At 58.8% G+C, this 19,106-nt stretch carries 22 protein-coding genes and 1 tRNA gene; 10 read left to right on the top strand and 13 right to left on the bottom strand.

Annotated elements, in window-relative coordinates; genetic code table 11:
• Nucleotides 1-2: 2 nt before the first annotated feature.
• The 4 genes from EV561_RS08640 to EV561_RS08625 form a co-directional block, all read right to left on the bottom strand.
• Nucleotides 3-1,499 carry a type II and III secretion system protein family protein gene (locus EV561_RS08640; protein ID WP_132520120.1) on the bottom strand — a complete coding sequence of 499 codons (1,497 nt, stop codon included), beginning with the start codon at nucleotides 1,497-1,499 and terminating at the stop codon, nucleotides 3-5.
• A gap of 14 nt (nucleotides 1,500-1,513) precedes the next feature.
• The gene (gene cpaB, locus EV561_RS08635; RefSeq protein WP_132520117.1) at nucleotides 1,514-2,329 is read right to left on the bottom strand and encodes a Flp pilus assembly protein CpaB; all 816 of its coding nucleotides are present in this window, start codon (nucleotides 2,327-2,329) and stop codon (nucleotides 1,514-1,516) included.
• 117 nt (nucleotides 2,330-2,446) lie between these two features.
• The gene (locus EV561_RS08630; RefSeq protein ID WP_132521602.1) at nucleotides 2,447-2,959 is read right to left on the bottom strand and encodes a prepilin peptidase; all 513 of its coding nucleotides are present in this window, start codon (nucleotides 2,957-2,959) and stop codon (nucleotides 2,447-2,449) included.
• A 135-nt stretch (nucleotides 2,960-3,094) separates the two neighbouring features.
• On the bottom strand, nucleotides 3,095-3,283 hold the full coding sequence (locus EV561_RS08625) for a Flp family type IVb pilin (protein ID WP_132520114.1): 189 nt from the start codon (nucleotides 3,281-3,283) through the stop codon (nucleotides 3,095-3,097).
• A gap of 408 nt (nucleotides 3,284-3,691) precedes the next feature.
• On the opposite strand from EV561_RS08625, the gene EV561_RS08620 reads away from it, so the two are divergent.
• The 7 genes from EV561_RS08620 to EV561_RS08590 all read left to right on the top strand — a co-directional run bounded on the left by EV561_RS08620 (nucleotide 3,692) and on the right by EV561_RS08590 (nucleotide 9,211).
• Nucleotides 3,692-4,117, top strand: a complete 426-nt coding sequence (locus EV561_RS08620; protein WP_132520111.1) for a pilus assembly protein N-terminal domain-containing protein — start codon at nucleotides 3,692-3,694, stop codon at nucleotides 4,115-4,117.
• A 99-nt stretch (nucleotides 4,118-4,216) separates the two neighbouring features.
• Nucleotides 4,217-4,828, top strand: coding sequence for a TadE/TadG family type IV pilus assembly protein (locus tag EV561_RS08615; RefSeq protein WP_132520108.1), 612 nt, complete (start codon nucleotides 4,217-4,219; stop codon nucleotides 4,826-4,828).
• Between the two features lie 67 nt (nucleotides 4,829-4,895).
• On the top strand, nucleotides 4,896-5,456 hold the full coding sequence (locus tag EV561_RS08610; protein WP_132520105.1) for a TadE/TadG family type IV pilus assembly protein: 561 nt from the start codon (nucleotides 4,896-4,898) through the stop codon (nucleotides 5,454-5,456).
• A gap of 134 nt (nucleotides 5,457-5,590) precedes the next feature.
• The gene (locus tag EV561_RS08605) at nucleotides 5,591-6,811 is read left to right on the top strand and encodes a phosphopentomutase (protein WP_132520102.1); all 1,221 of its coding nucleotides are present in this window, start codon (nucleotides 5,591-5,593) and stop codon (nucleotides 6,809-6,811) included.
• Complete coding sequence (locus tag EV561_RS08600; protein ID WP_132520099.1) at nucleotides 6,808-7,776, top strand: adenosine deaminase; 969 nt, start codon at nucleotides 6,808-6,810, stop codon at nucleotides 7,774-7,776. Before EV561_RS08605 ends, EV561_RS08600 begins: the two co-directional genes overlap by 4 nt.
• Before the next feature lie 117 nt (nucleotides 7,777-7,893).
• Complete coding sequence (gene upp / locus EV561_RS08595) at nucleotides 7,894-8,523, top strand: uracil phosphoribosyltransferase (RefSeq protein WP_132520096.1); 630 nt, start codon at nucleotides 7,894-7,896, stop codon at nucleotides 8,521-8,523.
• Nucleotides 8,524-8,653: 130 nt separating this feature from the next.
• Entirely contained in the window at nucleotides 8,654-9,211 is a 558-nt protein-coding gene (locus tag EV561_RS08590; RefSeq protein WP_207910506.1) for a TIGR02281 family clan AA aspartic protease, read from the top strand.
• Between the two features lie 3 nt (nucleotides 9,212-9,214).
• Here EV561_RS08590 and deoA read toward each other — a convergent pair whose 3' ends face one another.
• The 9 genes from deoA to EV561_RS08545 form a co-directional block, all read right to left on the bottom strand.
• Nucleotides 9,215-10,522, bottom strand: a complete 1,308-nt coding sequence (deoA, locus tag EV561_RS08585) for a thymidine phosphorylase (RefSeq protein ID WP_132520090.1) — start codon at nucleotides 10,520-10,522, stop codon at nucleotides 9,215-9,217.
• A gap of 1 nt (nucleotide 10,523) precedes the next feature.
• Nucleotides 10,524-11,300, bottom strand: coding sequence for a deoxyribose-phosphate aldolase (gene deoC, locus EV561_RS08580; protein ID WP_132520087.1), 777 nt, complete (start codon nucleotides 11,298-11,300; stop codon nucleotides 10,524-10,526).
• Nucleotides 11,300-12,103 carry a purine-nucleoside phosphorylase gene (locus EV561_RS08575; RefSeq protein WP_132520084.1) on the bottom strand — a complete coding sequence of 268 codons (804 nt, stop codon included), beginning with the start codon at nucleotides 12,101-12,103 and terminating at the stop codon, nucleotides 11,300-11,302. The genes deoC and EV561_RS08575 overlap by 1 nt, the downstream gene beginning before the upstream one ends.
• Nucleotides 12,100-12,492, bottom strand: a complete 393-nt coding sequence (locus tag EV561_RS08570; RefSeq protein ID WP_132520081.1) for a cytidine deaminase — start codon at nucleotides 12,490-12,492, stop codon at nucleotides 12,100-12,102. The genes EV561_RS08575 and EV561_RS08570 overlap by 4 nt, the downstream gene beginning before the upstream one ends.
• 3 nt (nucleotides 12,493-12,495) lie before the next feature.
• Entirely contained in the window at nucleotides 12,496-13,467 is a 972-nt protein-coding gene (locus EV561_RS08565; RefSeq protein ID WP_132520078.1) for an ABC transporter permease, read from the bottom strand.
• A gap of 10 nt (nucleotides 13,468-13,477) precedes the next feature.
• On the bottom strand, nucleotides 13,478-14,581 hold the full coding sequence (locus tag EV561_RS08560; RefSeq protein WP_132520075.1) for an ABC transporter permease: 1,104 nt from the start codon (nucleotides 14,579-14,581) through the stop codon (nucleotides 13,478-13,480).
• A 7-nt stretch (nucleotides 14,582-14,588) separates the two neighbouring features.
• Nucleotides 14,589-16,100, bottom strand: a complete 1,512-nt coding sequence (locus EV561_RS08555; RefSeq protein ID WP_132520072.1) for an ABC transporter ATP-binding protein — start codon at nucleotides 16,098-16,100, stop codon at nucleotides 14,589-14,591.
• An 82-nt stretch (nucleotides 16,101-16,182) separates the two neighbouring features.
• Nucleotides 16,183-17,178 carry a BMP family ABC transporter substrate-binding protein gene (locus EV561_RS08550; protein WP_132520069.1) on the bottom strand — a complete coding sequence of 332 codons (996 nt, stop codon included), beginning with the start codon at nucleotides 17,176-17,178 and terminating at the stop codon, nucleotides 16,183-16,185.
• A gap of 332 nt (nucleotides 17,179-17,510) precedes the next feature.
• Nucleotides 17,511-17,828 (bottom strand): hypothetical protein, encoded by a 318-nt coding sequence (locus EV561_RS08545; protein WP_132520066.1) that lies wholly within the window; start codon nucleotides 17,826-17,828, stop codon nucleotides 17,511-17,513.
• A 237-nt stretch (nucleotides 17,829-18,065) separates the two neighbouring features.
• On the opposite strand from EV561_RS08545, the gene EV561_RS08540 reads away from it, so the two are divergent.
• The 3 genes from EV561_RS08540 (at nucleotide 18,066) to EV561_RS08530 (ending at nucleotide 19,102) form a co-directional block, all read left to right on the top strand.
• Nucleotides 18,066-18,155, top strand: a tRNA-Ser gene (locus EV561_RS08540).
• Between the two features lie 161 nt (nucleotides 18,156-18,316).
• Nucleotides 18,317-18,679, top strand: a complete 363-nt coding sequence (locus tag EV561_RS08535; RefSeq protein WP_132520063.1) for a hypothetical protein — start codon at nucleotides 18,317-18,319, stop codon at nucleotides 18,677-18,679.
• Between the two features lie 93 nt (nucleotides 18,680-18,772).
• A complete protein-coding gene (locus EV561_RS08530) occupies nucleotides 18,773-19,102 on the top strand; it encodes an XdhC family protein (protein WP_132520060.1) in 330 nt (109 codons plus the stop codon).
• Nucleotides 19,103-19,106 lie beyond the last annotated feature (4 nt).

Below are 19,106 nucleotides of genomic sequence, written 5' to 3'. Positions count from 1 at the left end.
CCTCACTTGTAGATGAAGCCGACGGAGCCGTGGAATTCGGCATCGGCAACCGGCGTATCGCGCCGGCCGTAGATCTTGTTGACACGGTTCAGGAAGAAGGTTCCCCCATCGCCGGCGGGCGAAAAGTTATCATCGGGCCGCGCCAGCTGATTGCGTGCGACGGGGCGCACCAGATAGGGTGTCGCTATGATGACGAGCTCGCTTTCGTCGCGCTCGAAGCTCTTCTGGCGGAAAAGCGTGCCGAGGATCGGTATCTTGGAAACGCCGGGCGTGCCATTCGTGGTGTTCTGAATGTTATCGCTCAGCAGGCCGGCCAATGCGATCGAACCGCCGGAGGGTAGCTCGACCGACGTGTCGGCAGCGCGCTGATTATAGGTGGCTTGCCCGGCCGTGCCGACGGGTTCCGAAACCTGCGTCTGGATATGCAAGCTTATTCTTCCTGCAGACAAGACAACCGGCGTGAAGGCGAGGCTTATGCCATAGGTGTACGGCGTAATCGTCACCGTGCCCTGATTGTCCGTCGTGGAGTAAAGCGTCTGGCCACCGGAATTGAAGGTGGCTGCCTGGCCGGAGATTGCGGTCAGGGTCGGCTCGGCCAGCGTACGAATTGCCTTCGCCTGCTCCATCGCATTCAGGTAGGTGGAGATATCGTATTTACCGATTGCACTCTTGAACAAGGCAGCGATGCCGCCGCCTGCCGTGCTGATGGCCGAATCGGCATTCGGGCTGCCAAGCTGGGCCACGGTCAGACCCGAGGAATTGGACACCAGATTGTCGAAACCAAGCTGTTTCAGAACGCTCCGCTTGATTTCCGCCACGGTAACCTTGAGCGTTACCTGATCCTCACCCTCTATCTGCAAGAGGTTGACGATCTGCGATACTTGGCGCGTTTCGGCAAAGAGCGCGACGGAACTGTCGCCGCCAGTGCCGCTGGCGGTCTCCTTTCTCGTCGTCGCCTCACCGCCCTTCAGAAAGGCTTCGGCCAGTTGGGCGGCGCGTGCCGAATCCTGGGGCGTGCGGACCGTTCCCGTCATGACAATATTGTCCGAGACAATTTCGACATCGATATCGGAATCGGGAATAAAGCGCCGGAGGTTGGCCTGCAGCCCGGAAATGTCTCGTTCGATTTCGATATCCAGATTTGCGATCTGTTCGCCGTGTTCGCCGAAGACGAAGATATTCGTCTGCCCGACCGTCTTGCCGAAAAGATAGATGCGTCGCGAGGTGCGGGTGACTGCATCGGCCATCGTCGGATCGGAAACCAGAATGTCGTGAGCGTCTGCGGGCAGGTCGACCACGAGCGCCTTGTTGAGACCGAGCTTCAAACGCCTGCTGGCGCCCACCGATGCAATGGTCACGATGCTGTCGGAACCATCGGCCAAGGCCACGGGCGTCCGCAGGATGCCGGGCAACTCGTGAAATGGCAAACCGGCAAAGGCAATGGAGAAGGACAGAAGCGCCACAAACGGAAGGGCGCCTTTTTTCCGAATATTCCACATGATGTCGCTTCTTCTCATTGTGCCTTGACCGCCGTGCCGTTGGTGACGATCGCACCCGATTTGATGACTTGGACGACCGAGGCGCCGCTGTCGCCTGTCAGAAGATAATCGGCAGCTCCCGTATCCGGCTCCTGTGCATCGGCAACGGAGCGCAGCGCGAGGGAAAGCCTGTCGGCCATCTGCTGGGCGACAGCCAAAACCTTGGTCTGATCGGGTGTGAGCTCCAGTGTCGCGGTCGTGCCGACCACAGCCTTGGTGCCGTCGTCCTTTTCCTGGATCTGCTGGTCGATCGCGAGAACACGAACGTTGCTGAGTACGGTCTCGGTCTGGAATTTCTGGGCGTCGGTACCCTTCCGGACCATGATCACGTCGACACGGTCATTGGGGAGGATGAAGCCGCCGGCGCCCGTTGCGACCGAGATCTCCGTCGCCACAGCCCGCTTGCCAGTGGGCAGCAGCGACGAGAGGGTGCGGCTATTGGCATCCGCCACCTTCTCTTCACGGATCGGTTCGCCCTCGAAGATCGGCAGGCGAACGATGGCCCCGTTCAGATCCTTGAGCGCATCGGGCCGTTCCGCCTGGGTGATGAAGCCCTTGACCACACCGCTCTGCGGCCAGGCCATCCAATGGATGGATTTGTCGTTCAGCCGGGCGCCGACGGGAAGGTTGGCATCTGCCACCAGCACATTGACGCTGGGCTCCTTCTGTATCACGGCCTCGACTTGCCGCTGCACGACATTGTGGCCGCCAGCCAGACGCATCGCCAGCAGTCCGGCAAGACCTGCCGCGACGACCGCCACTGCGAGTATCATTATGCGAGCGGGTTTCATGGATCATTCCTCGGGGAATTCGACTCTTCGCCCCGCAGAATGCTCCGGAATTGGTGTAAGTATGGTTAACGGCTTGCTTACAATTTAAGTTAACGGAAGGTGTCTTTTGCCAGATCGCTAGTGAAGCCGGCCAAGCGCTGCTTCCATAAGAGGCGATGAGGGATAAGCGAGGAATCCAGCGATTCCGATTGCGATGCCGTAAGGTATTTTCTTGGCAATAAGCAAGGAATCGGGAATGCGCAGGCCCATCGTATTGATCGTCTGACGCTGAGAACGCAGCAAGACGATGGCAATCGTGACCAAGCCACCAATATAGGCAACGTAAATCAGAAAGATCAGCAGCGAGGGGTCATAGCCGAACCAGAGAGCGGCCGCAGTCAGTAACTTAGCGTCGCCGCCGCCCATGACATTGACGGCAAAGAGGGCGAAACAAACTGCAAAGACGATGGCTGCACCGGCAAAATGCATTCCGATCAATTGCAAAGGCACGCCTGATAACAGGGCGATGACCAAGAACGAAGCTATGAGGATCAGCGACACCCGGTTCGGGATCGTCATCGTAAAAAGATCAGATAGCGCTGCAATGGAGAGGCATAGAGGAAAGATCAGAAATGTAGCAGCTTCGATCATCATGCTCTCCTGCGCGGAAATTAATCCCGCAATGTTGCGGAAGCGATAAGTCAAAAAACCGCCTTTCGTTAAAAAGGCGGTTTCATTATCACCTGGCCATCTGTCGAGACTTAACAGCGGCAACCAGAGCCCGTATCACGGCTTAACAGCAGAAGACGGGTCATTCATTACGGTAGCAAGGTTCTGGAACTGCGCGTTCAGAGCGTTGCCGAGGCTCGAAGCGCCGGCGATCAGGGCAACGGAGATCAGAGCGGCGATGAGGCCGTATTCGATGGCGGTTGCACCGGATTCATCTTTCAGGAAACGGGCGAAAAGCTTGGTCATGGATCAATCCTACTCCACTTGTTGGTCAGCACGTCCGCCAACTGTTTGCCGTTGATCGGATGCCAAAGACGGTACCGAATGCCCGTTTCTATCGACTTAAAGAAGTGAGTTAACAATCAGTAAACCCCGAAACCGCAATAGCTTAGTTAACGTTTGATAGCAAAGTTAGAAATCATTCTATTGAATTTATGGAGCGTCTTCTGCAGTATATAGCTTTAGAAATTGATAATTAAGCGGAGCAACGTTTCGAAATATTACATGCTGCGACGCACGTTCCCATTTTGAATATTCCCAGCACCTTAAGCGACCCGTATTTATACACCAGCACCATATCTTAATCGTTCATTTACCATTTTTTTTCATTCTATGGCATCTTTACCCTGCATGAACGCTCCAAGAGGCCTGATAATGTCAACCCACGGTAGAACGGCATCCCTTGCTTGCGTCATCGCCATTTCCTGGCTGATCCCGCAGATTGCGCAGGCTGCGGATGACATGCTGCGGGTTTATATGGACCATGCCCGCGTCTTGAAACTCGACCGGCCCGTGAGCAAGGTCATCGTCGGAAATTCGCAGGTTGCGGATGCGACAGTGGCGGACCCAAAGACCATCGTGCTGACAGGTCGAGCCTTCGGCACAACGAACATCGTGCTTCTCGACGCAGACGGCAATGCGATCCTCGACGACCGCATTCTGGTGTCGATCGATGAGGGCAATACCGTTCGCGTCTTCCGCCAGACGGATCGATCGGTCTTGTCCTGCACGCCCAATTGCGAAGTGCATGCGCAGCAGAACAACAACGGAGCTGCTGCCCCGGCCGCCGCCGGCCCCTGAAGCCTCATCGCTCCCTCAAATTTCATGGAGCCAAGAAACGGAATATCAACAAACGTTTCCTAGTTTAGCCTGGGTTTCGAAATGATATTCGGTGGCTGGATGACGGTAGGGCGTGAAGACAGAGGCGGAGCTACGACCGTTCTCAGGGGATGGCGTGGTCTTATCCATTCGCGGGATGGTGCAACCGCGATCGAATTCGCGCTTCTGGCCATTCCCTATTTCGTCATCGTTTTTGCCATTCTGGAAACGTTCATAGCCTTTACCGCCGAGCAACTGGTGTCGAACGCGGTCGACACTGTCGGGCGCCAGCTTCGAACCGGACAGATCACCTACAATCTCGGCCGCAGCACCGACAAGACGCAGGCGCAATTCCGCCAGCTCTTCTGTAACGAGATCAACATATTGATCCAATGCTCGGCAACAGAGATCGCCACACCGGACAAACTCTGGCTCGACGTGGAAAGCTATACCTCGTTTGGCAGCATGCCGACGACAGTTCCGATGAAGAACGGCGACCTTGATACGTCGGGCCTGAAATATTCACCTGGTGGTTCCGGCACGATCAACATGCTTCGAGCCTACTATCGCTGGCAGATCATTACCGACCTTGTTCGCCCTTTCGTCAGTACGATCCGACCTTCGGATGGATCCATACCGAGCATATTCCTGATCGTGGCCACTGCTGCCTTCCAGAACGAAAAGTATCCCTGAAATGGTGCGTGACCGTAATTTCCGAAATGAGTCGCCCGCCCCGCAGCCGACCGACGCGCGCGGAGTCATGATACCTTTGGGACTCCTGATCCGCCTTAGCCGTGACAAGCGCGGCATCGGAGCAATCGAATTCGCCATTCTCGCTCCCGTATTGCTGCTGCTCTATCTCGGCGCGCTGGAAATCACGGTCGCGCTGAGCGTTGCCAAGCGTACAAGTCGCGCCTCCGGTACGATCGCCGATATCGTGACGCAGCAAAGCAGCGTCACCAAATCCTTTCTTGCGACCATGCCGTCGGCGGCCAGCGCAATCTTTGCACCCTTCGGCACGACGGGCATGACCATGAAGATCACCGGCATCACGATCGACAGCAGTTCCAAGGCAACGGTGGCGTGGTCGTGGGCGCAGAACGGGACCACGCCTTACAGTGCGGGCAGTGCCGCGTCTGGCGTCCCCACGGACATGAACACGGCGGGTTCGTTTCTCGTTCGCACGGAACTATCCATTCCGTATCAGATGCTGAGTTTCGGCCCCGATTTCCTGCCGTCAGGGACCAATACGATTACGATCTCCAGGGAATATTTTTATCGGCAACGCACCGGACAATCGATCCCGTGCAGCGACTGCTGAGGCGGCTACCTCCTTCACCTGCCCGAACATGAAAATTGCAAAGCCTCTTACCTCGATATATGGGTGAGGGTTAAAGCGCATGGAGGCGGCTGCCGGCCGGCAGTCGGCGCTCTCAATCTCGTATCGGGTGGATAATGGCACGCGCGTTTCTCTTCGTTCTCGACTCCTTCGGCGTCGGCGGTGCTCCGGATGCCGTGGATTATGGTGACGAGGGTGCCGACACGCTTGGGCATATCGCCGAATTCTGCGCCGCAGGGGCCGCAGACCGCGCCGGCTTGCGCGAAGGCCCCCTGGCACTGCCCAATCTGTCGACCCTCGGCCTGATGCAGATTGCGAAAGCGGCCACCGGCGCCTATCCGGCGGGAATGCCAATGCCGGAAAGGCTTTATGGTCTCTATGGCTGCGCCAACGAAGTCTCGCGAGGCAAAGACACGCCTTCCGGGCACTGGGAGATATCAGGAACGCCCGTCATGTTCGACTGGGGCTATTTTTCGTCCGAGGGCGATGCCTTTCCGCCTGACCTTGTCGAGGCGATCTGCAAGGCTGCGGAGATACCGGGCATCCTTGGCAACTGTCACGCATCCGGCACCGATATCATCGCCAGATACGGCGAGGAACATATCCGTACCGGCAAGCCGATCTGCTATACGTCGACGGACTCCGTCTTCCAGATCGCGGCCCACGAAACCCATTTCGGCCTCGAGCGGCTGATCAAGCTCTGCGAAACCGTCCGCACTCTGCTCGATCCCTACAATATCGGCCGCGTCATTGCCCGACCCTTCGTCGGCGAGACGCGAGCCACTTTCGCAAGGACCGGCAATCGTCGTGATTTTTCGGTGCTGCCGCCGGAACCAACCTTGCTCGACCGGCTTGTTGCGGCCGAGCGGACGGTTCATGCGGTCGGCAAGATCGGCGACATCTTCGCACACCAGGGAGTCTCCAAGGTGATCAAGGCCAATGGCAACATGGCGCTGATGGACGCGACGCTTGAGGCAATGGACAATGCTGCCGACGGCGATCTGGTCTTCACCAATTTCGTCGATTTCGACATGGTCTACGGCCACCGCCGCGACGTTGCGGGGTATGCGGCGGCACTGGAAGCCTTCGATGCGCGGTTGCCGGAAGTCCATCGCAAGCTCAAGGCCGGCGATCTCGTCATCCTGACCGCCGACCACGGATGCGATCCGACATGGCGGGGCACCGACCATACGCGCGAGCGTGTGCCGATCATCGCTTACGGGCCAGGAATCCGATCGCGGGCGATCGGCATTCGTCCAAGCTATGCCGATATAGGCGAAACCATTGCATATCATCTGGGGATTGCGGCCGGGCCGCATGGAAGGAGCTTTCTGTGACATCGCATCTGAAGAAGGTCGAGCTGCATTGCCATCTGGAAGGTGCGGCTCCGCCTGCTTTGACGGAGAGCCAGGCGCGTAAATACGGCGTCGACACCACGAGCTTCATGCGCGACGGCGTCTATCTCTGGAATGATTTCGCGGAATTCCTGGTCAGCTACGACAAGGTGTCGGAAGTCTATCGCACGGAAGAGGACTACGCCCTTCTGACCGAGACCTACCTCGAAGAGCTGGCATCCATCGGCACGATCTATAGCGAGCTGATCGTCTCTCCCGATCATGGGGAGCGCATCGGTCTCGGCGCTGACGCCTATATGGCCGGCGTCTCCGCGGGCATTTTGTCGGCAAAAGAGAAAACCGGTATCGAAGCGCGCCTAATCGTGACCGGCGAGCGCCATTTCGGACCGGAGCGCGTCATCCGGGCGGCCGAATATGCCGCAAAGAGCGACAATCCGTTGATTACCGGATTCAACATGGCGGGCGAAGAGCGCATGGGTCGCGTTGCCGACTACGCGCGCGCCTTCGACATCGCCCGCGAGGCCGGTCTCGGGATTACCATCCATGCCGGCGAAGTGTGCGGTGCGTTTAGCGTCGCTGACGCGGTGGATCTCGTCAAACCGGCGCGTATCGGCCATGGCGTGCGGGCGATCGAGGATGGCGAATTGGTCAAGCGGCTCGCCGATCTCGGAACCGTGCTGGAGGTCTGCCCCGGTTCCAACATTGCGCTCAAGGTCTTCCCCGATTTCGCCTCGCATCCACTACGCAGGCTGAAGGAAGCCGGCGTGCGGGTCACGATCAGCTCCGACGACCCGCCATTCTTCCACACCTCGCTGAAGCGCGAATACGAACTGGCCTCGGAGGCCTTCGGCTTCAGCGATGCAGAAATCAACGAGATGACACGCACCGGCATCGAAGCCGCCTTCGTCGATGAAGCGACACGGAAGGCGCTGCTTGCCAAAATATGAGAGATTCCGCCTCGGATTGGGGATGGCTTGGCGCTAAAATCGCCTCCTCTCTTGCAGCGGGATCGATTTCGGTGAAAGAAACATCTGATATCAGGAAATTATCGGAAGGCTGAAACCATGGACGGCGTCACTGTCATCGATCACCCCCTTGTGCAGCACAAGCTCACCATCATGCGCCGCAAGGAAACATCGACGGGTAGCTTTCGTCGCCTGCTCAGGGAAATCTCGACGCTTCTCTGCTACGAGGTGACCCGCGATCTCGAACTGACCATGGAAACGATCGAGACGCCGCTGCAGGAAATCGAATCTCCGATCCTCGAGGGCAAGAAGCTGGTCTTCGCCTCGATCCTGCGCGCCGGAAACGGACTGCTAGAAGGCATGCTCGATCTCGTGCCCTCGGCCCGTGTTTCCCACATCGGCGTCTATCGCGATCATGAGACGCTGCAGCCGGTCGAATATTACTTCAAGGCGCCCGAGGACATTTCGGAACGCCTGATCATCGTCGTCGATCCGATGCTGGCGACAGGCAATTCCTCGATCGCCGCGATCGACAAGCTGAAGGAGCGCGGCGCTCACAATATCCGCTTCCTCTGCCTGCTGGCGGCCCCTGAGGGCATCAAGCATTTCCGCGACGCCCATCCGGATGTCCCGGTCTATACCGCTGCCATCGACAGCCATCTCAACGAGAAGGGCTATATCGTTCCCGGCCTCGGCGACGCCGGCGACCGTATGTACGGCACGAAGTAACTTCAGCCTTTCTTAACTATTTCAAAAATTTTAAGCCCGGCGAAATCAAGTGCCGGGCTTTTTCTTTCCTCGTTCTTAGCAACTTGTCAGCAAACAGAAGATAAAGGTTGCGATATGAAGCACGCCTCGCATGAAGCCGGGGTTTATACGGGAAGGATTCTTGTTGATGCTCATTCGTATGCTGGTTTTCGCCGGGGTGGTCGCGGCGATCGCAACCCAGGTGCCGTCTCTCTTCGAGACGAGCGGCTCTGCCGACATTTCTCCTAAACCCGTCCTGAACGTTGCGCTATCGCAGCAGCCGGTCGTGGTCGATGCCCGTGGCAATGTCCGGCTGAAGGCGGACACGCAGGGCCACTACAATGGCGACTTCAAGATCAACGGCAAACCCGTCCAGGGCCTGATCGATACCGGGGCAACCTATGTCGCGCTGAACGAGACGACCGCAAGGCATCTTGGCTTCAGCGGCAACGCTCTCGACTATCGCTATTCCGTCAATACGGCCAACGGCGCCACGAAGGCGGCCTATGTCAAGCTCGACCGCATGGAGATCGGCTCGATCAAGGTCAACGACGTCGACGCGCTCGTGCTGAAGGACGAGGCGCTGAGCTCCACGCTGATCGGGGTCAGCTTCCTCAAGAAGCTCAATTCATACAGCGTCGAGGATGGCTCGCTCCATCTCATGCAGTAGCGCTTACAGTCGCGTTACGATGACAGGCGGCAAATCAGGCGCATCATCGGAAATCCGATAGCTGTCCAGAAGACTAGCCGCCGCCCTTTCCGCAGCGTCCTCATCCGCCGCATGCACGGTCGCGATGGGGTCGCCTGCTGTCACCTTCGTTCCAAGCGACAGAAGATCGCTGAAACCGACACGGTGGTCGATGCTGTCCTGCGGGCGGCGGCGACCGCCGCCAAGGTCGATGACGGCAATGCCGGTCGAGCGGGCGTCGCATGCGGCGAGCCAGCCATCGACAGGTGCATAAACTGCCTTCTGAACAGGAGCCTTCTGGAGATATCTGTCAGGCTGCTCCAGAAGATCGGCCGGCCCTCCCAGGCCGTGAACCATCTTGCCGAAGGCTTCCGCCGCCCTGCCGGACGCCAAAGCCTGACGAGCAGCGATCTCTCCTTCCTCGAGCGACGCCGCCAGTTTGGACTGGACGAGCATCTCGGCGGCGAAGGCCATTACCACAGTTTCGAGACGCGTATCCGCCTTGCGGCCAGCCAGAAAATCCAGGCAGTTTCGCAATTCCACGACATTTCCGGCAGCATCCGCCAAGGGCTCGTTCATGTCGGTGATGAGCGCTGACGTCCGGACCCCGGCCCCATTGGCAACCTCGACCAGCGAGCGGGCGAGCGTTTCGGCTTCGTCCTTCGATGTCATGAAGGCGCCGTTGCCGATCTTGACGTCGAGTACGAGCGTCTCAAGGCCGGCGGCCAGCTTCTTCGAGAGGATGGAGGCAGTAATCAGCGGAACGGAATCGACCGTGGCGGTCACGTCGCGTACCGCATAAAGCCTGCCGTCCGCGGGGGCCAGACTGCCGGTCTGGCCGATGATGGCGCAACCCGCCTGCTCGACGACCTTTCGGAAAAGCCCTGCGTCAGGCGTAATCGTATAGCCTGGAATGGATTCCAGTTTGTCCAGCGTACCGCCGGTATGGCCAAGTCCCCTGCCCGATATCATCGGCACCGCAAGGCCGCAGGCGGCGGCGATTGGCGCAAGCATCAGCGAAACATTGTCGCCGACACCGCCCGTGGAATGCTTATCGGCGATCGGGCGGTCCAGGCCCGGCCACGAGAGCGTGTCGCCGGAATGCGCCATAGCAAGGGTCAGCGCCACGGTCTCTTCGGGGGTCATTCCACGGAACCAGACGGCCATGGCAAAAGCACCGATCTGGCCCTCGGAGAGCTCGCCCCGGGCAAGCGCATCGATGAAAACATAGATGTCGGCGGCGGAAAGAGTTCCGCCGTTCCGCTTCTGCCGGATGATCTCCTGCGGAATCATGTCAGTAACTGGCCGCAGCCACCTTTGCCGGCTCGCCGCCGCTCAGCACGACGAGGATGTCATCGAGCAGACCGGACGCACCAAAGCGGAAGGTTGACGGCATCGCCCAATCCGGCGCCATGATGGTTTCGGCAAGGCTCAGGTAAAGTGCCGCATCCGCAACGGAGCCAATGCCGCCCGCCGGCTTGAAGCCGATCTTCCGGCCGCTCTCGCGGATCGCCCGCAGCATCACGTCTGCTGCCTCCAGCGTCGCGTTTACGGCAACCTTGCCCGTCGATGTCTTGATGAAATCGGCGCCTGCGGCAATGGCGAGTTCCGAAGCACGCTTGATCAGCGCCACATCCTTCAGCTCGCCGGTCTCCAGAATGACCTTGAGCAAGGTCGATCCGGTGCATTCGGCGCGCACGGCGGCAACCATGTCGGTGACGGTCTGCTCGTTGCCGGCAATCAACGCGCGGTAAGGAATGACGAGATCGATCTCGTCGGCGCCGTCAGCAATCGCCTCACGGGTTTCTGCGGCAACGTCAGCGACCTCCATATCGCCGGCGGGGAAATTCACCACCGTTGCGATCTTCACCGGATGGTCGGCACCGAGAATGCCGCGGGCCTGGGCCACGAAACGCGGCCAGATGCAAATAGCGGCGCTATGGCCGAAAGGGGTTTGGGCGCGGGCGCAGAGCGTGACGATCTGCGCGTCCGTGCAATCGTCCTTGAGATTGGTCAGGTCAAGCAGGGAAAGTGCTACCGCCGCCGTCTCCCTTATCGAATGGTTTGCCATTATTCGCTTCCTCCATCCGCAATCATTTTTTTCAGAATCGCGGCCAGACGGGCGCCACCGACGGGCGCCATGTCTTTTGTTTCTTCGTGGGTCAATTCGTTGCCGGTCATACCCGCCCCATAATTGGTGATCACGGAGGCCGCCGCAACCCTCAAGCCGAAAAGACGCGCAAGAATGACCTCGGGCACGGTCGACATGCCGACGGCATCGGCGCCGAGAATGCGGGCCATCCGGATTTCCGCCGGCGTCTCGAAGCTTGGCCCGGAAAACCACATATAGACGCCGTGGAAAAGGCCGACGCCTGCAGCTTCGGCGGCGCGCCGCATCGCCATCGACATTTCACTGTCATAGGCGTTGGTCATGCCGACGAAGCGATTATCGCTATGCGCGCCGATCAGCGGGTTCATGCCGGAATAGTTGATGTGATCGGTGATCTGCATGACCGACCCGGGTGGCATCTCCTCGCGGAGGGAACCTGCGGAATTCGTCAGGATCAGCTTCTCCACCCCGAGACCTTTCAGGGTCTCGATCGGGACACGCATGGCGTTGGCGTCACCCTTCTCGTAATAGTGGACGCGGCCTGAGAGCATGACAACAGGAACATCGCCAAGCCGTCCGGCGACGAGTTCGCCGGCATGACCGGAAACCGCGCTGACCGGGAAGTCTTGCAGTTCCGAATAGGGTATGCGGACGGCATCAGCCAGTTCGGCAACGAGCGAGCCAAGACCCGAACCGAGCACGATGCCGTGGCGCGGTGACAGCGGGCCGAGCCTCTCGGTGAGCAGGTCGACGGCGTCGGTCATCCCAGTATCTCGGTTTCGAAGCTGAAGGGCAGAAGCTCTTCCATGGACATGGTCTTCTTCACACCAGTCTCGTCGCAGAGATAGATCTTGGTGCCCTTGCTGGCGAACTCGGCGATCTTCTGCCGGCAGCCGCCACAGGGCGGGCAGAGCGGCAGCTTTTCGGCAATCACGGCCATTTCGACGATCTTCTTCGCTCCGCCCATGATCATATGGCTGATCGCGGTCGGCTCGGCGCACCAGCCCTGCGGGAAGGAGAGGTTTTCGATGTTGGCGCCGGCATAGATCTTGCCGTCCTCGGCGCGGATGGCCGCGCCGACCGGGAATTTCGAATAGGGCGCATGGGCAAAAGCCATTGCGTCACGGGCGGCTTCGAAAAGATCATGCGACATGGATCAGCGCTCCTTCACATAGGGGACGCCACCGGCCTTCGGCGGATTGGCGACACCAATGAAACCGGCCAGCAGGATGCAGGTAAGGATATAGGGCAATGCCTGGAAAATCTGCACCGGGACCTCACCGATGAGCGGAACATCCTTGCCCTGCATGAAGTTTGCGAAGGCATCGAGGAAACCGAACAGCAGGCAGGTGAACATGACAGGCACCGGCTTCCACTTGGCAAAGATCAGCGCGGCAAGCGCGATATAGCCCTTGCCGGCCGACATGTTGTTGATGAAGGCGGCCGACTGGGCAATCGCCAGATAGGTGCCGGAGAAACCGCAGAGGATACCGGCGCAGATCAGTGAGCGGTAACGCAGCCATTCGACCGAGATGCCGGCGGTATCGACCGCACCCGGATTTTCGCCGACGGCGCGCAGGCGCAGGCCAAAGCGCGTGCGATAGAGGATCCACCAGCTGATCGGCACGGCGATGAAGGCGAGATAGGTCAGGATATTGTTGCCGGATATAACGTTGGCATAGAGCGGCCCGATGATCGGCACGCCCCGCAATGCATCGGCACCCGGCAGCACGATCGAGCCGAAGCGCGCGGTTGCGGGAAGCGTCGGCGTGCGGCCGCCCTGCCCGAACCAGGAGTTTCCAAGCACGATCGTTAGACCAGCCGTCAGGAAGTTGATCGCAACGCCCGATACGATCTGGTTACCGCGATTGGTGATGGAGGCAAAGCCGTGCAGCAGGCCGAACAACACCGAAATGAGAATACCGGCGAGCAGGCCGAGCCAGGGCGAGCCTGTCACCGAGGCAACACAGGCCGCAGCGAAGGCGGATGCCAGCATCTTGCCTTCGAGACCGATGTCGAAAATGCCCGCCCGCTCGGAGAACAGACCGGCAAGAGCGGTGAAGATCAGCGGGATCGAGAGGCGGATCGTCGAGCCCAGGATACTGATGAGGGTGTCGTAATATTCCATTGTCCGATCCTCAGGCTCTCGCGAATTTCTGATAGGCACGCACCATGGCTGGTCGGAACATATATTCCAGCGCACCGGCAAAGAGGATGACAAGCCCCTGGATCACCACGATCATGTCACGGGTGATGTCGGGCATGTCAAAAGAGAGTGCATCGCCGCCCTGATACAGGATCCCGAACAGGATAGCCGCCAGGATGATGCCGAACGGATGGTTTCTGCCCATCAGTGACACCGCAATGCCAACAAAGCCCGCACCGAGCACGAATTCAACCTGCAGGCGTGCAGAAGCGCCCATGACGGGGTTGAGCGCCATCATGCCCGCGAGGCCGCCTGATATCAGCATGGCAATAATGACCGTGCGCGCATAGGGAATGCCGGCATAAACGGCAGCGGTCTGGCTAAGGCCGAGGGTACGCATCTCGTAACCGAGCTTGGTCCTCCAGACGAGGAACCAGACCAGAACGCACATGACGAGCGCGATCAGGAAGGAAACGTTGAGCGGGGCGGCACCTATCGTCGAGCCGAACATGGCGATCAGCCAGTCCAGTTTCGGCAACTGCCCGCCTTCGAGGAAGGTGCGGGTTTCCGGCGCCATCTTGCCGGGCACGATCAGCACATGCACCAGAATGAAGTTCATCATCGCCGAGGCGATGAAATTGAACATGATTGTCGTAATGACGATATGGCTGCCGCGCTTGGCCTGCAGCCATGCCGGAATCAGAGCCCAGAGTGCGCCGAATACCGCGGAGCCGATGACCGCGAAGGGCATCGTCACATACCAGGGCACATATTTGTCGAGCGTCAGCGCCGCCAGCGCGCAGCCGAGGCCGCCGACATAGGCCTGCCCTTCCGAGCCGATATTGAACAGGCCGGCATGGATAGCAACGGCGACCGAAAGGCCGGTGAAGATGAAGCTCGTCGCATAGAAAAGCGTAAAGCCGATGCCTTCGCCGTTGCCGAGCGCGCCCTGCAGCAGAAGCACCAGCGCGTCCAGCGGATTCTCGCCGATCAGCCAGACCACAAGACCGGAAATCAGGAAGGCGACGATGATATTGATGACAGGGATCAAGCCATAGCTGATCCAATTGGGAAGCGGTACGGAAGCAGTGCTCATCGGGGCCTCATGCGGCAATGCCGGCCATCATCAGGCCGAGGGTCTGTTCACCGGCATCAGCCGTCTTTTCGCCGACGACATGGCCGGCGAACATTACGAGGATACGGTCCGAGAGCGCGCGGATTTCATCGAGTTCCACCGATACAAGCAGGATCGCCTTGCCGGCATCGCGCATGTCGATGACTCGGCGATGGATGAATTCGATGGCACCGATATCGACGCCGCGCGTCGGCTGGCCGATCAGCAGCATCTTCGGGTCGCGCTCGATCTCACGCGCGACGACGATCTTCTGCTGGTTGCCACCGGAGAAATTGGCGGTCTTCAGCTGCGCATTCGGCGGACGGATGTCGTATTTCTCGATCTTTTCGATCGCATCCTTTTTGATGGCCTCGAGATCAAGCAGGCCGCCACGGCCGTATTTCTGGTCGCGGTGATAGCCGAGGATCGAATTCTCGTATTCCTCGAACTTCAGGACGAGGCCCATATGGTGCCGGTCTTCCGGGATATGGCCAAGGCCAAGTTCGCGCAGCCTCGCCGGGTCCGCTTTGTCGATAGATTTGCCGTCGAGGAAGATTTCGCCCGAGGTCGGCTTGCGGATGCCTGCGATCGCTTCCAGCAGCTCCGACTGACCATTGCCGGCAACGCCGGCGATGCCAACGATTTCGCCGGCGCGAACATCGAAGGAAACATTGTCGACCATGGTCACGCCGCGGCCGTCCTTGACCGTCAGATTGCGAACGGAGAGAACAACGTCGCCGGGATTGGCCTCGCCCTTTTCGACGCGCAGCAGAACGCGCCGGCCCACCATCAGCTCGGCGAGCTCTTCGACTGTCGTCTCCGATGTCTTGCGGGTGGCCACCATCTCGCCGCGGCGCATGACGGACACCGTATCGGTGATAGCCATGATCTCACGCAGCTTATGGGTAATCAGTAGAACGGTTTTGCCCTGGTCGCGCAGAACGCCAAGGATGCGAAACAGGTGATCGGCTTCGGCGGGCGTCAGCACGCCGGTCGGCTCGTCCAGGATCAGGATCTCCGCGCCGCGATACATGGCCTTGAGGATTTCGACACGCTGCTGCAGACCGACGGGAAGCTCCTCGATCAATGCATCCGGATTGACCTCGAGGCCGTAATCCGTTTCCAGCCTTTTCAGCTCGGCCCTTGCCGAGGCCACGCCCTTGGCAAGGAGTGCGCCACCCTCGGCGCCGAGCATGACGTTTTCAAGCACTGTGAAATTGTCGACGAGCATGAAATGCTGGTGCACCATGCCGATGCCGGCGCTGATCGCGGCCTGGCTATCGCGGATCGTGATGGGGCTGCCATTGACGCGGATCTCGCCGCTGTCGGCTTGATAGAAACCGTAGATAATCGACATCAGCGTCGATTTGCCGGCACCATTTTCGCCGATGATTCCGTGGATCGAGCCCTTGGAAACAGTCAGGTTAATATCTTTATTGGCGTGGACCGCACCGAATTTCTTATCGATGCCCACGAGTTCGATAGCAGGGGCTTGGCTCACTTACACGGCTCCCAAAAAGCGGAATTCCGGATATGAAAAGGGCGTATGACGATACAATACCGTCATACGCCCTCGTTTCATATCAGCTCTTCGGGCAGGCGTTGTCGGTCGTGTAGTCGTGAACCTTCACAGTGCCGGAAATGATGTCGGCGCGCGCCTTGTCGACGGCGGCCTGCATGTCGGGCGTGATCAGCGACTTGTTGTTGTCGTCGATCGCAGCGTCTACGCCCTGTTCCTTCAGGCCGAGTTCCTGGGTGCCGGGAGTGAACTTGCCGTCCTTGGCATCCATGAAAGCATTGTAGACTGCGAGGTCGACGCGCTTTACGACCGAGGTCAGAACCGAGCCCGGATGCAGGTAGTTCTGGTTCGAGTCGACGCCGACGGAGAGCTTCTTGTTGTCGGCTGCCGTCTGGAGAACGCCAAGGCCGGTCGCGCCTGCAGCTGCGTAGACCACGTCGGCACCCTGGTCGATCTGGTTCTTGGTGAGTTCGCCGCCGCGAACCGGATCGTTCCAGGCTGCGCCCGTCGTGCCGGTCATGTTCTGGAAGACTTCGATCTTCGGGTTGGCGGCGCGGGCGCCGAGTTCATAACCACATTCGAACTTGCGGATCAGCGGAATGTCCATGCCGCCGACGAAGCCGATCTTGCCGGTCTTGGAGGCCATCGCGGACATGACGCCGGCGAGGTAGGAGCCTTCGTTTTCCTTGAACTTGACCGAGCGGACGTTCGGCAGATCGAGGCTGTCGTCGATCAGCACGAACTGGGTCTTCGGATATTCGGCAGCGACCTTCTGAAGAGCGGACGTCCATGCGAAGGACACAGCGATAACGGGGTTGAAGCCCTTACTTGCAAAGTTGCGCAGCGCCTGTTCGCCCTGGGTGTCACCCGTCGGCTCGAAGTCGCGATAGGCAACGCCGGTTTCCTTCTTGAACTTCTCTGCGCCGTTATAGGCTGCTTCGTTGAAGGACTTGTCGAACTTGCCGCCAGTACCATAGACGATCGCCGGCTTGATGTCGGCCGCAAGCGCCGTTGCCGACATTGCAGCCAAGGCAAAGAGAGTCAGAAGGGATTTTTTCATGTGATGCAGCCCTGTTGTTGCTATTTGTTGGGTCCTCCCGCAAGCTCTTATCCGAGCATGTCTGCGGTACCGCCAGCCTCCCCCGAGGCACGGCTTGGCGCGCATCCTTGCATGGCTGCACGAAAAATTCACGAGAAATTTTTCAGTTGGTAAAGATTTGTAGAGTCTGCCAAAAACCCGGCCAAATGGCCTTATTTTTGAACGTTTTAGCCGTCGATCTGCGTTTTTTATAGCCAGATAAACAGCTTAAAATGCCCAGATATGCAGTGGATTCCGACGCAGGACCGAGCGCGACAAGGGCCAGATACGCAGTTTTTGCAACCAATCCGACATCACGCCGCAAAGCGGCCAGAAGCCGGCGGCTTCTTATAGGCGATCATCCAGAGAAGAAGGGAAATGGTGAGAAGAACTGCGAAAGCCGGCTGCGACATGACCCACTCGATGACCTGATTATAGAGGCTCGGATGAATGTAATAGGAGACGGCGGACTGAAGCGTTGTAAGCGCCGAAGGGCTCAAATCCTGCAGGGCATCCTGCATCGGCGTCATCACGACAGCAGACGCCGCCACTGACTGAATGGAATCGAGCGTGCCGGCAATGGTGGCTGCGACCAGTGCCACGAGACTCGCAAAACGGAGCAGGAAACGCATCGACCCTTCCTATACTCAAAACCCATCGGCAGGCGTTTGGGGGGAAGCCGCCAGCTATAAAACTCCGCCTGAAAAAATAGATAGGGCGTCAGCAGCATTCGCGCAACGGAGGTCTGATCGAGAGTTTTATACAGAGAAGTCAAAAAACTGTTAGACTCGGGTTGATCCGGCGAAATTCATCGGTATATATCGCGCCGTTCCGACGATTTGCCTCCAGACCGGATGTGAAGCGCAGATGGACAGGTGGCCGAGTGGTTTAAGGCGCACGCCTGGAACGCGTGTGTACGTGAAAGCGTACCGAGGGTTCGAATCCCTCCCTGTCCGCCATGATTTTTTCGAAGACATCCCGCCAGATTTAGCGACGCATCAGCCATTGCATCGAACCCAAGCTTTAAAACAAAATTAACCGCCATTGCCAGCTGTGGCTTGGCTGCGCGGGCCTTGTCTCTATTTCATCTTTGCAAGAGAAAGCTGATGGAGGACATGGTTTGCTTTCCTGGGAGAACAAGGGAGGCCCTGGCGTTCCCGCCGATGCCTGCGAGCGAAGCTTCCGCGAGATCAGCGCATCACGGCTTTTCGATGCGGTAAAGCATGTCGACGAGATGACGGTGTTTGAACGGCGGCGTCTGCTCAGACAGGCAGCCGATGAAATCTGGAAGACGCGAGAAGAGTTCGAATTCCACGACGGAAGGTTTTCCGAGGCGCCGAACGATCTCGCCAGCGAATTGAGGCTGATGGCCGAACATATTCTTCGAACGCCGCATCCCCTCGTTCGACTTGCATTCCAGGAGGCGGCAGTGGCGCTGCAGGAATTCGAATGCATCAATTCGAATGAGCCTGTCGCGCATTGAAACCGCCCGCGGATGCGCTATGACTTCCAGGCATGAATGCCAACGCCGGCTGCAGACAAAGCCTGCAGCCATTCCGTGCGTCCGGAGACCGACATGCCAATATCATCCGACGATCTCGATCCGCTGTATCTTGCAGAGGATTGGAAAAGTAACGGCCGCGATGTCGCGATTGCCACCGTTATCGACACCTGGGGATCGGCTCCCCGGCCTGCCGGCAGTCATCTGGTGGTCGATGCGGACGGCAATTTTGCAGGTTCCGTTTCGGGCGGCTGCGTCGAAGGCGCGGTCATTGCCGAAGCCATGGACGTCATCGCTTCGGGCAAGGCGAAAATGCTGGAGTTCGGCGTGGCCGACGAAACCGCCTGGAATGTCGGCCTGTCCTGCGGCGGGCGTATCCGTGTGTATGTGGAGCGGGTGAGCTGACCCA

This window comes from Rhizobium sp. BK376, assembly GCF_004341625.1.
In the GTDB taxonomy this organism is placed as follows: domain Bacteria; phylum Pseudomonadota; class Alphaproteobacteria; order Rhizobiales; family Rhizobiaceae; genus Rhizobium.
This window is presented reverse-complemented; position numbering and strand designations above follow the sequence as displayed.